The following is a 16,258-nucleotide window of genomic DNA, read 5'->3' as shown; positions in this document are numbered from 1 at the left end:
ATTATGGGTTCTCCTGCGAGTCATTGTCTTCAGCACCGATAACTGGGGTGACAAATTGCTCAGGATGTGCGCGGAAACGATTGTAATTGGCCTCCGACGAGAAGAAGTAGGTTTTATCCCCATAGCTGTATTTGAACTCGGCCTTTTGGTTAGTCAGGTGAGTTTTGTCAACCGGATCAATTACATCTAAGGTAATCACAGTCGTGAAATAATTAACGCCCGCCTCAAGAGAAGCTTTGGGAATAACCAACTCTTTATCATCACTTTTCCAATCTTCCAGCGGGATCGGGTTGCATCCTCCGGCTTTACCAATAGACGGAATGAAAATATGCACCGCACAAGCAACACAAATGACCTGATTGCCCTCCATCACATAGCCCTGATCACCGCATAACAAGCAGGCGTCAAAAACCACACTCAGGCGCAAACGGTCTGGATAGCGGTTGATAATAAAGAAGCGAACAGCTTTACCATCATCAGCTACCCAGACAAAACGGTGTAATTTACCATCCCGCACTTGCTCGACGGGGATATGCACTAGCCCATCGGCGGCGAGTGTGACGGGCAAAGCTTCAGATAATTGAGGTGGTTGAGAGGCGACTTTATCCCAGTAAAATTGGGCACCTGCAACCACAATCCAGGCTAACAAGGCGAAAATAAAGATTCTGCGTACGTTACGATAACCTGCCAGTGCCTTGCGATGGGCAATGGGTTCTGAGTTTCCGGCCACCACTTTACTGGCGCGGCGCAACGGCATTAAATAACACAGAGTTGTTATCGCCAACAATAGCGCACACAGGTAGCTCAACCAGGCATGCCCATTGGTGACTAAAGCAACATAACTGAGTAGTGATTTGGTTAACGGCAACACCTGTAACTTCATCAATAACAGGATTGCATCGCCACTGAGTGGCAAAATCAGCAAGAGTGTTAAAAGTATTAACAATGGCCAGCGACCACGCGGCAACTGCCTAATCATCATCAGCAATAATACCGCACAGAATATTACCCAAGTGAATGCCACCACAATGGCTGCCAGATTAAGCAGCAAATCGGTATTGATCACGTGAGTATTGGTAAAGGCACCCAGATTGGGGTTATTTCCCCAATTAAAGGCGGCGCCCAATACCAACAAAGCTTGCCAGCAATAGCCTAATGAGCGGCGAGGAGTAAATTGGCTTAATAAGAATAATAGCAATGCGAGGAGTTGCCCCCCTGCCAGAGCTAACTGCAATTGTTGCGATTTAGGGTAATGGGCACCGGCCCACATTCCCAAAACCACCATGAGTATTGTTATCCATACGACCCGATTTATTGCAGGCGCGGGCCTAACCGCCCAACTTAGCCCCAGTAACAACGCCACGGGTAAAAAAGCTTGTAATACGGAAACAAAAAAGTAACTCATTAGCACACCTTGGAGGAATCACAACACCTGCCAGTTATCACTGCTCAACTTTACAGGAAACTGATAACACCCTTAACTAACTGTTCAATATGAAGAAAAACCGCGATAACTGTTTCAGCCATCGCGGTTGTTGTTATCAATTCAGACCGGTGTATTTAAAGTCGTAGCTCACGTCAAAGGGTTTCCACCAGCGGCCGACACCGGTTTCGCTATCGGTATGGCGATGCAAACCTGCTTTGGATGGCTCGCTAATATGATAGGTAACTTTGTAATTGCCTACGCCCATCATTTTGATGTTAGCGCCATAGTGTGGGCCATCACTGGCTACCATTGGCATAAAGGTGCCTTCTTGTTTAGCGCCTGTATCCGTATTCACTAAGGTGTATGCGATAGTCAGGTACGGCATCCATTCACCAGCGCCGAAACCGTTCTTATTACCTTCAGTAGCATGAATATCTGCTTCTAAATGGATATCGGCTTTCGCTGCTGGCAAGCCCATGCCGCGAGGTTCCATATCAATCGGCTGTAAGTAAACCGCAGCAATTTCCATATCATTAATTTTGATAGGTTCACCCGCTGGGTACTCTTTAAAGGCGAAGGCAGCAGGGGCTGCAAAAATGCTGGCCATGATGCTGCTGGCAATAATCGTTTTCTTCATAGTCATGTAGCACACCCTCAGGTATTAAATGATAAGTACATTTCGTTATTCATACCGGCATCATGCCGGGCCACTATGTTGCGATATTACTTGCCGAAATAGCGCGACCACGCCGCTGCATGACACACAGCGCAACCAATGCGGCAATCAGCAGTATTCCTTGCGGAATCAAGGTCTCCAGATAGGGATAAATCCCCAACCAACTAATTTCTGGCACGCCTGGTAGCAGTGTTGGCTCAAATAATTTACCTTCAATCAATTCAAGAACACTCTTACCGGCGAACACAAATGCCATCAGATACATAAAGCCGCCAGTAAACATAAAGAAAGGTTTTAGCGGCAATTTGACGACAGTAAAACGCATCACCAGATAAGCCAGCAGCAAGATAACGCAGCCAACCCCAAAACCGGCCAAAATCGATAAATGGCCGCTGGTTGTACTGGCATCACCCATTAAAGCCAGATAGAACAGGACCGTTTCAGCGCCTTCGCGATATACCGCCAAGAAACTGGTCAGCCATAGCCCTATCATTGATCCACTGCTGAGTGACTTGGAGAATTTCCCCTCCAGGTAAGCTTTCCATTGGCGTGCTTCCGTCTTTGATAGCAACCAATAACTCATTGAGAACAGCATCACCACGGCAATCATCATGGTGAAACCTTCCAGTAATTCACGGCTTTGCCCTGAATTGGCAAATAGCCACTGGAAGACAAAGGCAGTTAACACACTGGCAATTAAGGCCACCACGACAGATTGGCGAATCAGTGGCAATTTATCGTGATGATTGTTTTTGATCAGATAGGCGATGATAGCGGCCACAATCAGCAAGGCTTCCAGCCCTTCGCGGACAATAATAAGCAGGCTGTAAATGAACAGACTCCAATCAGTTTCATCCCCGCCTCCGAGCATTTCGACCGCACTGCCCAAATCTTTTTGCAAGGCGGCAGCTTCTGTTTGTAACTGTTCAACTGGCTGGCCAGCTTTTATCAAACTGACTAAACGGGTGAAATGACCTTCTAATGTGGATTTAAATGCAGCATCGCGCGAGCCAACTTTATTCTCCATGCCGCTGGCTTCAAATAAATCAAAATAAGTATCCTGAATGGCCATCATTGCTGGCGTGGTTTGCCCATTCTGGTATTGATTGATGGCATTGGTAATCGCCTGATTTATTTTGCTCGAAACAGCCGCCCAGTCGGCATTCACCTGCCCATCGGGGTTAGCATTTGATGGTGAAGATTGCCCTATAGCAGGCTGATCGGCGCTAACTTGTTGCTGTTCGCGCGTCGTCGGTAAACCCGGCAATGTATCTTCAATGGTCTGAAGTAGCCCAGTGACACGGTAAGCAACTTCAGTTATTTGGTCCGGTTTGCTGGTTAAATCGATGAGAGCTGTGAATTGTTGATTAATTGCTGCTGCTTGTTGCGCTGAGCGATTCCCGCGCACCGACATCTCCATTTCAGAGTTTTTAAACCCCTGATAGTGCGCTTGTTGCACACTTTGGCTGGCAGCAGTAAATTTACCCTCTTGGTATTCACTGATAGCCTGCGCCAATAAGTCATCAATAATCTTAAAACTCTGCTGCCAGTAGAGCGCAATATCGCTATTTTCATATGCGGCATGTTGCTGTTCGGCAGTAAGTTTATGCCCATCAGTCAGGACTGGCAGCACGGCGGTTAATTCACCTTTCAGCCAGTTAATTTTATTATCAACCTCAGCTTGTGGTTTCCCCTCACCGATCATGCGCCGGATTTCACCAAAAGCGGCTTCCATTTGATAACTTTTCTGCGCCGAAATATTGATACGAATCGGCCCTTCCAAATTCTCAAACACTTCAAAATACGCCATTTGCACCGTGGTGCGAGCCTCATCATTATTCTGTTGTTGGTACAACTGAGAGGTTTTATCAAGGCGGGATTGGATATCATTGACCCAATGCTGATAATCTGGTGTCGCCCACGCCATAGAACTGGATAGCCACCAACAGCAGCAAAGCAGGAAAAATTTGTGCCAAATTCGCATAATGAGTGACGCACATGAGGTTGATAATGAGATTTATTAACATTAACACTAAACAACAGAAATGTGTCTTGATCCGTATCAAAAAATATTTAGTCTTTTGAATTTTTGTTTAATAAATGCGGCGTACCCCGCAAGATAAGAAAGAGTAATGGCAATGAACAAGGCGGTTTAGTGATGAATAACATTCAAACGGAATATGAACACATTCGCGCCACTATCGGTGGCAATTGTTTAATAACGCGGCTAACTATTGGTCATGAATCGACAACGGTGATCACCGATGATTCTGACATGATTTTCTCTGAACAGCGTCTTACTGTTGGCTCGAATCATGTTGCGTTGAACTATTTCAAACATAATCCCCCCACGGCAGATGAGATGGAAACCGCCATTATGGTGGTTGAAGATGAAGTCATAAGAATCAGTTCTGCTGTGAATAAAACCTCACGATTGATTACTACCGACCATTATATGGCCGAAATTGCACAAGTTGCGGGTTTACCCATGCAAGCGGAAATAGTGATGTCCCTGGAGTCTGTTGAGCGGATGTTTGACCGGCTGGCTGCGGTTATGATGGGCAGGCCGGCAGCCTCTGAGGGGATACCCGCAGATAATGAATTTGCCGCACGTTTGCTGATTTTACGCGAATTTATGCATCATTTGCAGTTTCCTTCAATCACGATACTCACATCGGTACAATAAGTTCCCAGCAGACTTGGCGCGTAAGCGCCTTCCCCCTCAAGCTGCCTTGCTCACCGTGTTGCGTCTCGCGTATCAGTATTCTTGTTTCTCCTTTTATATATTTTATTTTCTTTTTGATTAACGACAATAGAACAAAATCTGCCACAATAAATTGCTTTATTTTTACACAGTAAAGATAGTTATCAATGAGACTTACTCACCCAGTATTCAATAATAGCTATGAATACTGACCATGGAATTGACCAAAATAAGCCTATAACGGATGGAGGCGATAATGAAAGGGTATTATTTTACTTTTATGACTATTTAAAATAATCACCCAGAATTTATCTTTTAAATATGCTAAATAAACTTATTGACTCATTAATTATTGATAATGACTTTTTTGCTAAATTAAAAACATCTTCGTGTTCAATTGAGGAGAATGAGGTTTTCCTTCACAGCTTGCCGACAACAGAAGGAAGCATCACATCATCCATATTATCTAAACCGGTGTCTATCGAATGGGATAAATTAGGCATCCCGAGTATTACTGGGGATAATATAGAGGATGTCAGCTACAGCCTGGGCTATATCCATGCGCAAGAACGTTTTTTCCAGATGGATTTGTTACGGCGCCTTGCAGCCGGTGAACTAGCCGAACTATTAGGCGATGAAAAAGAAGTCATTGAAACCGACATCCAAAATCGGCGTTGGTTATTACGTTCACAGGCAATAAACACACTAACAGGCTTGCCAATAGAGGAGAAAAATATATTAGCGAAATATACCCAAGGTGTTAATGACGGATTAAAGTCTAAAATAATAGTTTCATTTGAATATGTTGTTTTAATGACTGAAGCCACCCAATGGAAAGAGGAAGATTCTTTATTAGTCCTTTATGCGTTGTCTTTGGAACTGCAACAGAAACAAATGGGCCGAGTTTATGCCCGAGGGTGGATTGATGCGCATACCAATCTAGCCCAGAAAACGTTTCTACTACCTGATAGCTCCTCTTGGGATACACCTCTTTCTGGGCAAGTCCCCCCCTCGCCCCCGATTGCAGAAACACCACCAGATTGGTGGGGAGAGGGCCATGAAAATGTGCGAACACTACCCTCCCAAGCCCCATTTTATGGGAGTAATAGTTTTGCGGTTGATGCCAAACACAGTAAAAACGGGCAAGCAATACTGGCAAATGATATGCACCTGTCGCTGATGTTACCGAATACCTGGTATCGCGCATCACTAAACTATTCGTCACAGGATAAAAAGGAAACATTCGCATTATCTGGCCTGACATTACCGGGCGTACCGGTCATTATCATTGGCTGCAATGAGCATATATCTTGGGGCTTTACACATTCCTATGCAGATACGCTGGATTGGGTAAAAACGCCCGAACCTTTGTCACACTGGCCGGTAAAAACAGAATGTATTAAAGTTAAACGAGGTAAGGATATTAAAATTGATATCCACGTTAGCCCTTATGGCCCGGTGATATCAACCGCACAAGGTAATATGGCAATGCGATGGGCAATGCAATTACCCAATGCTATTGATCTACACTTTCTAACGATTAACCAAGCCCTTACGGCTTCTCAGGCCATTGATATCGCGACAAACTCTGGTATGCCCGCGCTAAATATGTTTGTTGCTGATAAGAATGGTAATATTGGCTGGGCACTGGTCGGAACATTACCTGACCGTAATATAAAAGGTGACGTCAATACATTTCCCGTTGATGAAAATAACCAATGGAAAAATGATGCTCTGCCCGCCGCACAACACCCTCGAATTATTAATCCCTCATCAGGGCTTTTGTGGAATGCCAACAACCGCCAAAGCTTCAGTTCAGACTATGACAATATTGGTGATGGCGGTGCCGATATTGGTGTGCGAGCATGGGAAATTAAGCAGCGTCTTATTGAAGAAACCAAACTAAACGCTGATGATATGCGAGCAATACAGTTAGATAATACCGCCAATCTATTTATTGCCTGGCGGAAAGTTCTCGTGCCATTAATAACGGATAATTTTCTAATTAATCAGCCGCTCCGTCGTCAGGCTCTTGATTTAATATATCAATGGGAGGGGAGCGCAGATATCTCCTCTGTCGGATATCGTATCCTCTCTGTGTGGCGGGATATGATTTATAAAAATCTATTTGGTAAGTTAGATAACCAGTTAGAAGCACAGTGGCCATCGGCAAATTATTTGACGGCCAATACTCGGTGGGACGAAACCGTCATGGCCTTAATTCATTCAGCACAGCATACAAAATGGGTGCCTCATGGGTTTACTGGTTGGGATGACTTTATTGTTAGCCAACTGGATACCGTGTTAGCCGCGCTGGTGGCTCAAGAAGGTCAATTATTTGCAGCGACTTGGGGGAAAGCAAATAAGGCCGCTATCATGCACCCATTTGCCAAAAATATCCCCGCATTAAGGTTGTTTCTGGCCGCGCCTGATGATGAACTTTCTGGCGATCACAATCTGCCCCATGTTTGCCGCCCTGATTTTGGTGCTTCATGTCGCCTTGTTGCCTATCCGGGTGATGCATCAAAAGGAACATTGACCTTGCCTGGTGGCCAAAGTGGGCACCCCACTAGTCCGTGGTTTCTGGCCGGTCATGAATATTGGGTTCATGGATTGTCTTTGCCCTTAGAACCGGGGCCAGCACAAAAAACGCTGACGATACAGCCACCGGAAAGTGATGCTGTCTAGTGAGCATTTTGGATAAGGTTAATAAAAAACTGACAGCGGCTGTATTCACAACACACTGTCAGTTCACAGCAGACAGGCAGTCTTTTTTACTGCCTGCTATTTTACTTTATCAACCCTTATTTAGCGTCTTTTTTAGCCAGATTGTCCGCAGGTAATTCTCCTGGCAGATAATTAGGTAAGCGACCCGCAGGGAAGATAGCCAGCAGTGATAACAACGCCATAATCAATAAGCCAAACTTCAGCGAACGAAGACGAGCTTCTTCATTGACTCGCACAGCTTCAGCGATCTGTTCAGGTGTTGCAGTGGTTTGCGCTAACACGCCTTGCAGGCGGTCATTGCTTACGAAGTTGATGCTGTCCATATTCACTTGCGCCTGAATTTCTGGCGTCAGGATCGGGGTTTCAGCCACACCGCGCATCACGTTGGCACTGAGCAAACCGACCAACAAGGCACCCGCTACTGCGGTACCAATGGCGTTTGCCAAGTTGTTAGTGGTGCCACGCAGTGAACCGACATCGCCCGCCAGTTCTTTCGGTGAAGCACTGACCAATACGTTGAACAGTAAAGTTACCAAAGCACCTTGAGCAAGGCCAAACACCACCAAACCAAACAGTACAGCGAACTCACTCCAGTTATTGCGCACCACAAATGCCAGCCATAACAGAGCAATAGTACAGGTGATGAAACCATAACGGCCGATTTTGCGTGGTGTTAATTTTTTGTAGAAACGAACAATCAACATCGCGGAGAAGAACACTGACAAGTTAAATGGCATCATGGCAATGGCGGTTGCCATCGGCGTACTGCCCTGCACTATCTGAATATACAACGGAACCGAGAAGTTCAGCATAGCTTCCAGCGCCACCACGGCGAACATAGCGAATACCGCCGCTTTCTCCGTCGGTGAGCTAAGTACTTCCAGTGCCAGCAAAGGAGTTTCCCCTTGTTCCTGACGGCGGCGGGTCCAGACCACAAATGCTTGACCCAGGACAATACCCAGCACAATCATAAAGGGTGCCGGTGAGAAGCCCAGCAAATCAAATGGCGCACCATCACGAACCAGGCCAAAGCCCCAGCGGTTCAGGTTGTTAAAACCAAACGACAGCAAAATAATCGCCGATGCCGCCAGAATCACACCGAATATATCGATGCCCACTTCCGGGCGACCTTGGTCTGATTTCAAACGGAAACTCAACACAAAGATGATTGCAGATAACACAATCAAAATACCGAACGCCGGACGCCAGCCAATATAGGTTCCCAGAACGCCACCGATCATGAATGCCGCTACACCGGCACCCGCACGAGCAGAACCTAAAGCACCTAGTGCCGTAGCCTGTTGCGTACCACGGTAGTTTTCAGCAATCAAAGCCACCAAAGCGGGCACCAACGCTGCACCTGCCAGGCCACTTAATGCCTGGGCGCTAATCATCACGGTTACATTCGGGCTGAATGTCATCATGACCTGCGCCATACCAAATAACAATACCGTGCTGCGGAATACGATCAATGGCCCGAAGCGCTGGTTGAGTTTGGCACCCAACATAACGAAACCGGCAACAGACAGTGAGTACATCACGATTGCGGTTGCAATCGTCGTCGGTGGCACATTAAAGCTTTTTACCATCCCACCCAACGCTACCGGCAGGGAGGCTACGTTAAATGACATCAGAATTTGGGCTAATGCGATGGTTATCATCGGCACCCAAGATTCCTTAACTTCCGCGCCTGCGCGGTGAGTTGATTGACTCGCCATAAATATTTCTATCCTTTTGAAAAACAATATTTTTTAAGCTAAATCCGGTTTCACAAAACACTTTCACATTAAATTAACCGGTTTTTGGGCTATACCTGACTCTCACGGCTCAACTTTTTTCGGTGTAAGGCTCAGAAACAAACATGTCCATCCCAAGACTACGTGATAAGAACCGGGCTGCCAGTTGCCCTTTAACGCTGTTACCCGCACCATCCAGTAACGGTGCAAAAGTCCCCAAGCCACCTTTACCGGGTGACACCGTCACAATTCCGCCACCAATACCACTTTTCCCAGGAAGGCCAATGTCATAAAGCCAGTCCCCAGATGTTTCGTACAACCCTGCGGTTACCATTACCGCTAATGCGTAATGGCAGACATCATTATCTACAACCCGCTCGCGAGTCAGTGGGTTGACGCCCCCGTCAGCCAGGGTCGCGCCCATGACAGCTAAATCTCGGGCACTGACATTGAGTGAACATTGGCGGGTATATAAATCTGTGGCAATGAGCGGATCACACCCCAGGCGGCCATAGCCTTCCAACACATTAGCAATGCCACGGTTGCGGAAATTGGTTTCGCACGCTGATTGATACACTTCTTCATTCAAGGTCAGTTCACGGCCAGCAAAGCGGCATAAACCGTCATAAATGAATTTCCACTGCTCATCACTGGTCGCGCCCGGTACCAGGCTGGTGGTGGCGATAGCACCGGAGTTAACCATTGGATTAGTGCGTCCATCGGGTGCCCGCTCAATGGCAGTCACTGAATTAAATGCCATACCTGTGCTGTTAACGCCGAGTTTTTCGCGTGCAACTTTCGCCCCAATGGCCTGACAGACCAAAGCAAAAACAAAAGGTTTGGAGACACTCATGATGGTAAATTCATAATCGACATCGCCGGCTGAATGTACTTTACCGTTAGTGCCGACCATGCATACACCAAAGAGATTGGGAGGAATGCGTTCTAATGCGGGATAAACCGCAGAAACCACACCATCAGTATCAGTACCAAACCGCTTGTGAGCTTCTTGCACTAATTTAACGACAGTGTCTGGGTCCGGTAGATGCCCGGTTGATACATAGTCGATAATTCCATTTTTACTATCATCTGTAGGCATGTCGTGATCTCCCGTTTACCGCCTGTTTATTTTCTGCCTTTCTCTTACCTTTATGGCTTATTTTAAGCGACAGAAATACCTCTACGTTTTATTTTATATGAAATAGTAATAATGATTTTTTGCTTCATTGATCCTTAGCTTTATCAATAAATCATAAAATTCTCACAATAAGATATCCTAGCTTAAGAAAGCTGTATATCAGTTGTTTTGAATAATGTGATTATACTTATCGAGAGAAAAAAACATCAGAACCATTGCAATATCATGACAATAAAGATAAGGAAGGTGGTTTTTTAACGGGGGTTATCTAATTGAAAACAGCAGATTAATATGTCAAGTGGCATTAATTTGAAATATTAGTCACTTATTATCGATAAAGAGCCGCGAATATCGCCATTCAGTGTATTTCGACACTCGAGTCTGACCAACAATTAACTATTTATGACTGGTAGGGTTTTATCCAATCCAACCCTGCTACTGTACCCATACGGGGATGATACTCGCAACCGACCCAACCATTATAGTTAATCTCATCAAGTAGCCCGAATAAGTAAGCGTAATTAATCTCACCTTCATCTGGTTCATGACGATTTGGTACTGATGCAATCTGAATATGACCATAACGCCCCACCAACGAGGTAATTAAATGGCTGAGATTACCGTCTACTATTTGTGCATGGAATAAATCTAACTGCATAAACACATTGGGGCGGTCGATGAGATTAACCCAATCCAGCACTTCATACTGGCTAGAGAAAAGGTAATGAGGTTTTATATTTGGGTTCAATGCTTCAATCATGACATTAATATCATGTTCGGCAAACCGGTCTGCGGCATAACGAATATTTTCAACAAAAACCTGCTGATAATCTTCCCGAGCCGCATTCACAGGCACCACGCCGGCCATAACGTGGACAGACGGACAGCCCAGCACCCGCGCATACTCCAATGCTAAATCAATATCACGACGGGCATCCTTTTCTCGCCCCGGCAGTGCGGCCAGTCCCCACTCACCGGTACGAATATCGCCGGGTGAGGTATTAAACAGCACCTGTTGCAACCCCTGGTCTTTCAGTTTTTCCGCCAATTGTGCGGCTGGATAATCGTAGGGAAATAAAAACTCTACGGCAGAAAAACCAGCATCTTTAGCAGCCTTAAAACGTTCAAGGAAAGGGACTTCGGTAAACATCATGGATAAATTAGCGGCAAATTTAGGCATGGCTAATTCCTTAATTCGGCAACTTCATTATCGGTCAGATAACGAATAGGCCGGTCGCTCAGGGTAAATATCAGACGCGCAGTTTCCTCTAACTCTTCCATATTATCCGCCGCCTCGCGCAAACTTTTCCCCACCACCACCGGGCCATGATTAGCTAATAAAAAAGCACGATATTGCGGGGCCAACTTTGCTACTGGCTGATGCATCAAAATACGGCAAGATATCCACCTATTTGGCATTGCCTCTCACCGATTTTGATGTAGTTATCACTGATGCTAGCCTGTCATCGACAGCCCAGGATGAACTAGCGGCCAAAGAGATTGAATTGATTATCACCCAAGTTCCGCGCCAATCTGATTAATTACAAATAGTCTCCCCCCCCTCATACACTGAGTGAATAATCTCTCGAGGGGGTAAATTTGATAACTATATAAATCGTTATGTAGCTAAAGTAATTCTAAGTCTTAGCACCCTAATAAATAAACAGCGTAAACTATCAGGTGATTTCGTTTGCATACTGTTTTTTTTTGCAACTATTTATACCGTACCCCGGTCATCAATTTAGACGTCTGAAGATTACGCAAGCCGGTGTCTCTGGAGCATGACATGAATAACGCAACAACGGCTGGAAAGCAAAAAGTGCCGTTACGACTCAGTACGTCGATCACTCTCATGGTTTCAGGAGTTATTATTTCTGTGCTATTGGTGGTTCACTCGCTATTCTTCATTCAGCTCAGCCAGATGGCACAAGATGGTTTGCAAAACAAAGCAGTAGCTGTCGCTCGGGCCTTATCATTCTCACCAACCATCATTAATGGATTAACTAATCCTGAAGCCGGTCGACAAATTCAGGCTTATACCCGCGAAGTTCAACAGGCTAATGACCTGCTATTTATTGTTGTGACTGATATGAATGGCATTCGTTATTCACATCCTAATCCTGAGATGATCGGACAACATTTTATCGGCAATGATTTGCAACCTGCGCTACAGGGCAAAGAAAATAGCGCGATAAACCGGGGTGTACTGGAAAAAGCGTTGCGTATTTTTATTCCTGTCTATGAGCCTCACGGGAAACAAATAGGCGTGGTGGCCATTGGGATTTCTCTTACCAGTATTGATTCGGTTGTTAGTGAAACCCGCTGGACTATCCCGTGGACCATATTATTTGGGGCACTTATTGGCTCACTCGGCACCTGGCTTTTAGTGAAAACACTGAAAAAAATCATGTTGGGTTTCGAGCCATACGAAATATCTAACTTATTTGAACAGCGCAACGCGATGCTGCAATCGATTAAAGAAGGCGTTATCGCTGTTGATGCTAATTCACGTATTACTGTGGTTAATCACGAAGCCAAGCGTTTATTTAAACAAAGTGGGCCAATGGAGAATTTACTACTCAGTAATGCCAGCAAATATTGGCCCGTGCGTTTGTATTTACAGCAAGTTCTGGAAACCGGTATTGCCCGCCGTGATGAGGAAATAAACTTTAATGGCAGTATATTGCTGACCAATACCGTTCCGGTGGTCGTGAAAGGCGATATTATTGGTGCCATCGCCACTTTCCGCGATAAAACTGAAGTCAGCCAATTGATGCAGCGTCTGACCGGTATGGTGCATTATGCCGATGCATTACGAGCACAATCGCACGAGTTTATGAATAAACTCCACGTTATTTTGGGCTTATTGCATATGAAGTATTATCAACAACTTGAAGATTATATTGTTAAAACATCTAATAATTATCAGGCGGAAATTGGTTCCCTACTGCGCAAGATAAAATCCCCCGTGATTGCGGGATTTTTACTGGGCAAAATCAATCGAGCGCGCGATTTGGGCATTACATTATCCATCAGCGACGATAGCCTGTTACCGGATATTGATAATGAACAAATAACGACGACCTTAATTACAGTTTTAGGCAATCTGATTGAGAATGCCATGGAAGCCATTGGTGACCAGTCTCAACGGGAAATTAATGTCAGCTTCCATTATCAACATGGCCGGGTACATTGTGTTGTCAGTGATGATGGGCCAGGTATTGCAGCAGAGTTACAAGACAGTATTTTTGATAATGGTTTTTCCACCAAAGGGAATGAACACGGCATAGGTTTAAGCCTGGTTCGGCAGAGTTTAGAAAGTATTGGCGGCAATATTGAATTTGATTCTGAAGCGGGCGTTTTTACACAATTCTTTATCAGTCTTCCCTACGATATCACCTTGAATAACACGACTTCTAGTGACAATATTTCAAACAACAGCGCGGTAAATCATGATTAATGTATTAATAGTGGATGATGACGCAATGGTCGCTGAGCTGAACAAGTGTTATCTGAACCAAGTGGCAGGTTTCAACTGTTGTGGGTCAGTATCCAGTTTGCAGCAAGCCCGGGATCATTTAATGGCAGCAGAGCACCCCATTGACTTGGTGCTATTAGACGTTTTCATGCGCCAAGACAATGGATTAGATTTATTACCCGTCCTACGTGAATTTAGTGAACATACCGATGTTATTGTTATTTCATCCGCCACTGATGTGAATACCATCAAAAAAGCGCTGCAATATGGGGTTGTTGATTACTTAATTAAGCCATTCCAATTTTCGCGCTTTGAAGAAGCCCTGTCGACTTATCGTGAAAAACAGAGTTTGCTAGGGCAACGCGAATATTGTGCCCAAGAGGATGTCGATTCCTTACTACGGCGGAGTAATGCCGCCCCTGCCGAGCGAAAAAAATTACCCAAAGGACTCACAGCACAAACACTACGCACTGTTTGTGAATGGATTCAAGAAGTGCAAGATGGTGAGTTTTCGACTGAACAGATGGCGAACGCTATTGGAATTTCACGAGTATCTTGCCGTAAGTATTTGATTTACCTATCTGATACTGAAGTTCTAAGCACTAAAGTTCTGTATGGTGCAACAGGCCGCCCAGTTTATCTTTATAAACTCATGCCCAGCCAGCAGGAGGTATTGAAACAGTATTGCCAATAGTATGGGCGCTAAAACTTAATAACCAACGGTATCCAATAAGAAATACCGTTGGTTATGTCATTCACATAAAAATCATTTACATTATCCAACCTAACAACAAGGTAGCGCCAATCACGGTGGATGCACCGCCGATGCGGGTTGCTATCTGGGCAAAAGGCATCAATGACATGCGGTTAGATGCCGACAATATCGCAACATCCCCCGTCCCCCCTAATCCACTATGACAACTGGTCACGATGGAAGCTTCTACTGGATACATATTTAGATAAGGGGCGATAATGAAACTGACCGCAGCCATTGATAAAACAACAGAGCCGCACACCACGACATAGCCAATGGAGAACACCGCGACAACACTTTCTAGCGGAACATACAGCATCCCCAGGCCAATCATCAGGGGCCAAACCAATGTAGTAGAGACAAATTTGTACCAACTGTGCGCGCCCTGCTCCATTTTAGTCGGAATAACTTGCGCATATTTACACATCACGGCAATCAAAATCATCAGTACCGGGCCGGGAATATGCACAATTTTTTCAAATAATCCGCCCACAATAAAGAAAGCGCAGGTCATCAATAATCCGCCGCCCATCAACTGGAAGTCAGCTTGTTTTGGCCCTTCTTGCGAAGTGAATATCGCATTGTCCTGTGCTGAACGAATTAACATTCCCTCGCCATTCAAATCCTTACGCCAGATACCAATACGGGCCAACACTCCCGCACAAATAATGGCAAAAATGTTACCCATTACCGCAGCCGGGGCCAACTGCGCGACATAAATATCAGGACTCTGCCCAAGAATGGCTGAATAAGCCAATGATAAAGGCAAGATACCCTCCCCAATCCCCCCACCGATAATCGGCACGATAATAAAGAAGAATGTGTGATAAAGGGTAAAACCGAATAACTTACCCACCAGCAAACCGGTGGCGACGGCAGTTAGGGTTCCCACCACCAATGGAACAAACATTCGCGTCATTCCTTGAATAAGCACCACGCGATTCATACCAAGAATACTGCCAACCACCAGACTAGCGATGACGAAATAGAGTAAATTCGCCTCCTTCATCAACAAGTGGACCGTATCTAGTGTATTGATTTGGAAAAAACCGAAGTAAACCAACACTGACGGCACCATGAGACACAAAATAGCCGGGCCACCAATATCTTTTAAGACCGGTATATGGCGACCAATATGAGATAATACAAAGCCCATCGTCATAATAACCGCCAAACCACCAATCATATTCTTGGGTAGATAACTGGAATAAGCCGAAATAAACACAATGGCCGAAATGGTCATAAATAATGCCATTGGCATGGTATTGATATTCATCTGGTTTAAGCTGATAAATAATTTTTTGATAGCGGACTTATCCGCCATATCAACACCTTCGACAGGGGTGAGAGTAATATCCTGATGTATTTTTTTCATTTTGGACCTAATGTTGGGTGACACCGAAGAAAATAGAGGTAGAAATATCGCCTAACTCATTCAAAAATTTGGCAAACCTGGCACGTAAAACTATTAACGGCATCAATAAAAAAATGTAGAATACAAATGCACCGCCTAAAAATACCACCCAAACCAGAATGAAAGAATAGTAAACAGACATATACTTACTGTATTTGTTAACAGCGCTACAGGTTTATTTTAATTAACTTAACTCGGTGTTTTG

General features: G+C 45.0%; 11 protein-coding genes and 2 pseudogenes. 5 read left to right on the top strand and 8 right to left on the bottom strand.

Translation table 11 applies throughout. From position 1 onward, the window contains the following. Position 1: 1 nt before the first annotated feature. From OP863_RS08720 to OP863_RS08710, 3 genes are all read right to left on the bottom strand, one after another. Entirely contained in the window at positions 2-1,405 is a 1,404-nt protein-coding gene (locus OP863_RS08720) for a Fe-S-containing protein (RefSeq protein ID WP_145587723.1), read from the bottom strand. Positions 1,406-1,541: 136 nt separating this feature from the next. Further along, positions 1,542-2,069: an iron transporter gene (locus tag OP863_RS08715; protein ID WP_038633586.1), complete on the bottom strand. Its 528-nt coding sequence runs from the start codon at positions 2,067-2,069 to the stop codon at positions 1,542-1,544. Between the two features lie 67 nt (positions 2,070-2,136). Further along, positions 2,137-4,086, bottom strand: coding sequence for an FTR1 family iron permease (locus OP863_RS08710; RefSeq protein ID WP_265526129.1), 1,950 nt, complete (start codon positions 4,084-4,086; stop codon positions 2,137-2,139). Positions 4,087-4,260: 174 nt separating this feature from the next. Here OP863_RS08710 and OP863_RS08705 point away from each other — a divergent pair, with 174 nt between their 5' ends. Next, positions 4,261-4,788: a hypothetical protein gene (locus tag OP863_RS08705; protein ID WP_265526128.1), complete on the top strand. Its 528-nt coding sequence runs from the start codon at positions 4,261-4,263 to the stop codon at positions 4,786-4,788. A 339-nt stretch (positions 4,789-5,127) separates the two neighbouring features. Continuing rightward, positions 5,128-7,494, top strand: coding sequence for a penicillin acylase family protein (locus OP863_RS08700; protein WP_265526127.1), 2,367 nt, complete (start codon positions 5,128-5,130; stop codon positions 7,492-7,494). Positions 7,495-7,610: 116 nt separating this feature from the next. Here OP863_RS08700 and OP863_RS08695 read toward each other — a convergent pair whose 3' ends face one another. From OP863_RS08695 to OP863_RS08680, 4 genes and pseudogenes are all read right to left on the bottom strand, one after another. Beyond that, a complete protein-coding gene (locus tag OP863_RS08695; protein ID WP_038633595.1) occupies positions 7,611-9,251 on the bottom strand; it encodes an MFS transporter in 1,641 nt (546 codons plus the stop codon). A gap of 109 nt (positions 9,252-9,360) precedes the next feature. After that, positions 9,361-10,368: a glutaminase A gene (gene glsA / locus OP863_RS08690; RefSeq protein ID WP_145591193.1), complete on the bottom strand. Its 1,008-nt coding sequence runs from the start codon at positions 10,366-10,368 to the stop codon at positions 9,361-9,363. 439 nt (positions 10,369-10,807) lie between these two features. After that, positions 10,808-11,587: a 2-oxo-tetronate isomerase gene (gene otnI, locus OP863_RS08685; protein WP_265526126.1), complete on the bottom strand. Its 780-nt coding sequence runs from the start codon at positions 11,585-11,587 to the stop codon at positions 10,808-10,810. A 2-nt stretch (positions 11,588-11,589) separates the two neighbouring features. Beyond that, a pseudogene (locus tag OP863_RS08680) lies at positions 11,590-11,787 on the bottom strand (class II aldolase/adducin family protein); the annotation flags it as partial. Here OP863_RS08680 and OP863_RS08675 point away from each other — a divergent pair. From OP863_RS08675 to dcuR, 3 genes and pseudogenes are all read left to right on the top strand, one after another. Beyond that, positions 11,775-11,948 (top strand): annotated as a pseudogene (locus tag OP863_RS08675) (DeoR family transcriptional regulator); the annotation flags it as partial. The pseudogenes OP863_RS08680 and OP863_RS08675 sit on opposite strands and share 13 nt — an antisense overlap. Positions 11,949-12,193: 245 nt before the next feature. Beyond that, entirely contained in the window at positions 12,194-13,867 is a 1,674-nt protein-coding gene (locus OP863_RS08670; protein WP_265526125.1) for a sensor histidine kinase, read from the top strand. Next, positions 13,860-14,579 carry a two-component system response regulator DcuR gene (gene dcuR, locus OP863_RS08665; RefSeq protein ID WP_038633615.1) on the top strand — a complete coding sequence of 240 codons (720 nt, stop codon included), beginning with the start codon at positions 13,860-13,862 and terminating at the stop codon, positions 14,577-14,579. Before OP863_RS08670 ends, dcuR begins: the two co-directional genes overlap by 8 nt. A gap of 76 nt (positions 14,580-14,655) precedes the next feature. Here the strand turns inward: dcuR and OP863_RS08660 are convergent, their stop codons facing one another. Continuing rightward, positions 14,656-16,014, bottom strand: coding sequence for a 2-hydroxycarboxylate transporter family protein (locus OP863_RS08660; RefSeq protein WP_145587744.1), 1,359 nt, complete (start codon positions 16,012-16,014; stop codon positions 14,656-14,658). Between the last annotated feature and the right edge of the window lie 244 nt (positions 16,015-16,258).

It is taken from the genome of Yersinia sp. SCPM-O-B-9106 (C-191) (genome assembly GCF_026183365.1).
In the GTDB taxonomy this organism is placed as follows: Bacteria; Pseudomonadota; Gammaproteobacteria; order Enterobacterales; family Enterobacteriaceae; genus Yersinia; species Yersinia rochesterensis.
Note: the sequence above shows the minus strand (reverse complement) of the source record. Positions and strands in the feature narration are given on the sequence as shown.

What these genes read in the sequence shown, in the direction of transcription:
- OP863_RS08710 (WP_265526129.1), bottom strand. Translation starts at nt 4,086, where the DNA reads ATGCGAATTTGGCACAAATTTTTCCTGCTTTGCTGCTGTTGGTGGCTA.
- OP863_RS08720 (WP_145587723.1), bottom strand. Translation starts at nt 1,405, where the DNA reads ATGAGTTACTTTTTTGTTTCCGTATTACAAGCTTTTTTACCCGTGGCG.
- OP863_RS08705 (WP_265526128.1), top strand. Translation starts at nt 4,261, where the DNA reads ATGAATAACATTCAAACGGAATATGAACACATTCGCGCCACTATCGGT.
- otnI (WP_265526126.1), bottom strand. Translation starts at nt 11,587, where the DNA reads ATGCCTAAATTTGCCGCTAATTTATCCATGATGTTTACCGAAGTCCCT.
- OP863_RS08670 (WP_265526125.1), top strand. Translation starts at nt 12,194, where the DNA reads ATGAATAACGCAACAACGGCTGGAAAGCAAAAAGTGCCGTTACGACTC.
- OP863_RS08715 (WP_038633586.1), bottom strand. Translation starts at nt 2,069, where the DNA reads ATGACTATGAAGAAAACGATTATTGCCAGCAGCATCATGGCCAGCATT.
- glsA (WP_145591193.1), bottom strand. Translation starts at nt 10,368, where the DNA reads ATGCCTACAGATGATAGTAAAAATGGAATTATCGACTATGTATCAACC.
- OP863_RS08695 (WP_038633595.1), bottom strand. Translation starts at nt 9,251, where the DNA reads ATGGCGAGTCAATCAACTCACCGCGCAGGCGCGGAAGTTAAGGAATCT.
- dcuR (WP_038633615.1), top strand. Translation starts at nt 13,860, where the DNA reads ATGATTAATGTATTAATAGTGGATGATGACGCAATGGTCGCTGAGCTG.
- OP863_RS08660 (WP_145587744.1), bottom strand. Translation starts at nt 16,014, where the DNA reads ATGAAAAAAATACATCAGGATATTACTCTCACCCCTGTCGAAGGTGTT.
- OP863_RS08700 (WP_265526127.1), top strand. Translation starts at nt 5,128, where the DNA reads ATGCTAAATAAACTTATTGACTCATTAATTATTGATAATGACTTTTTT.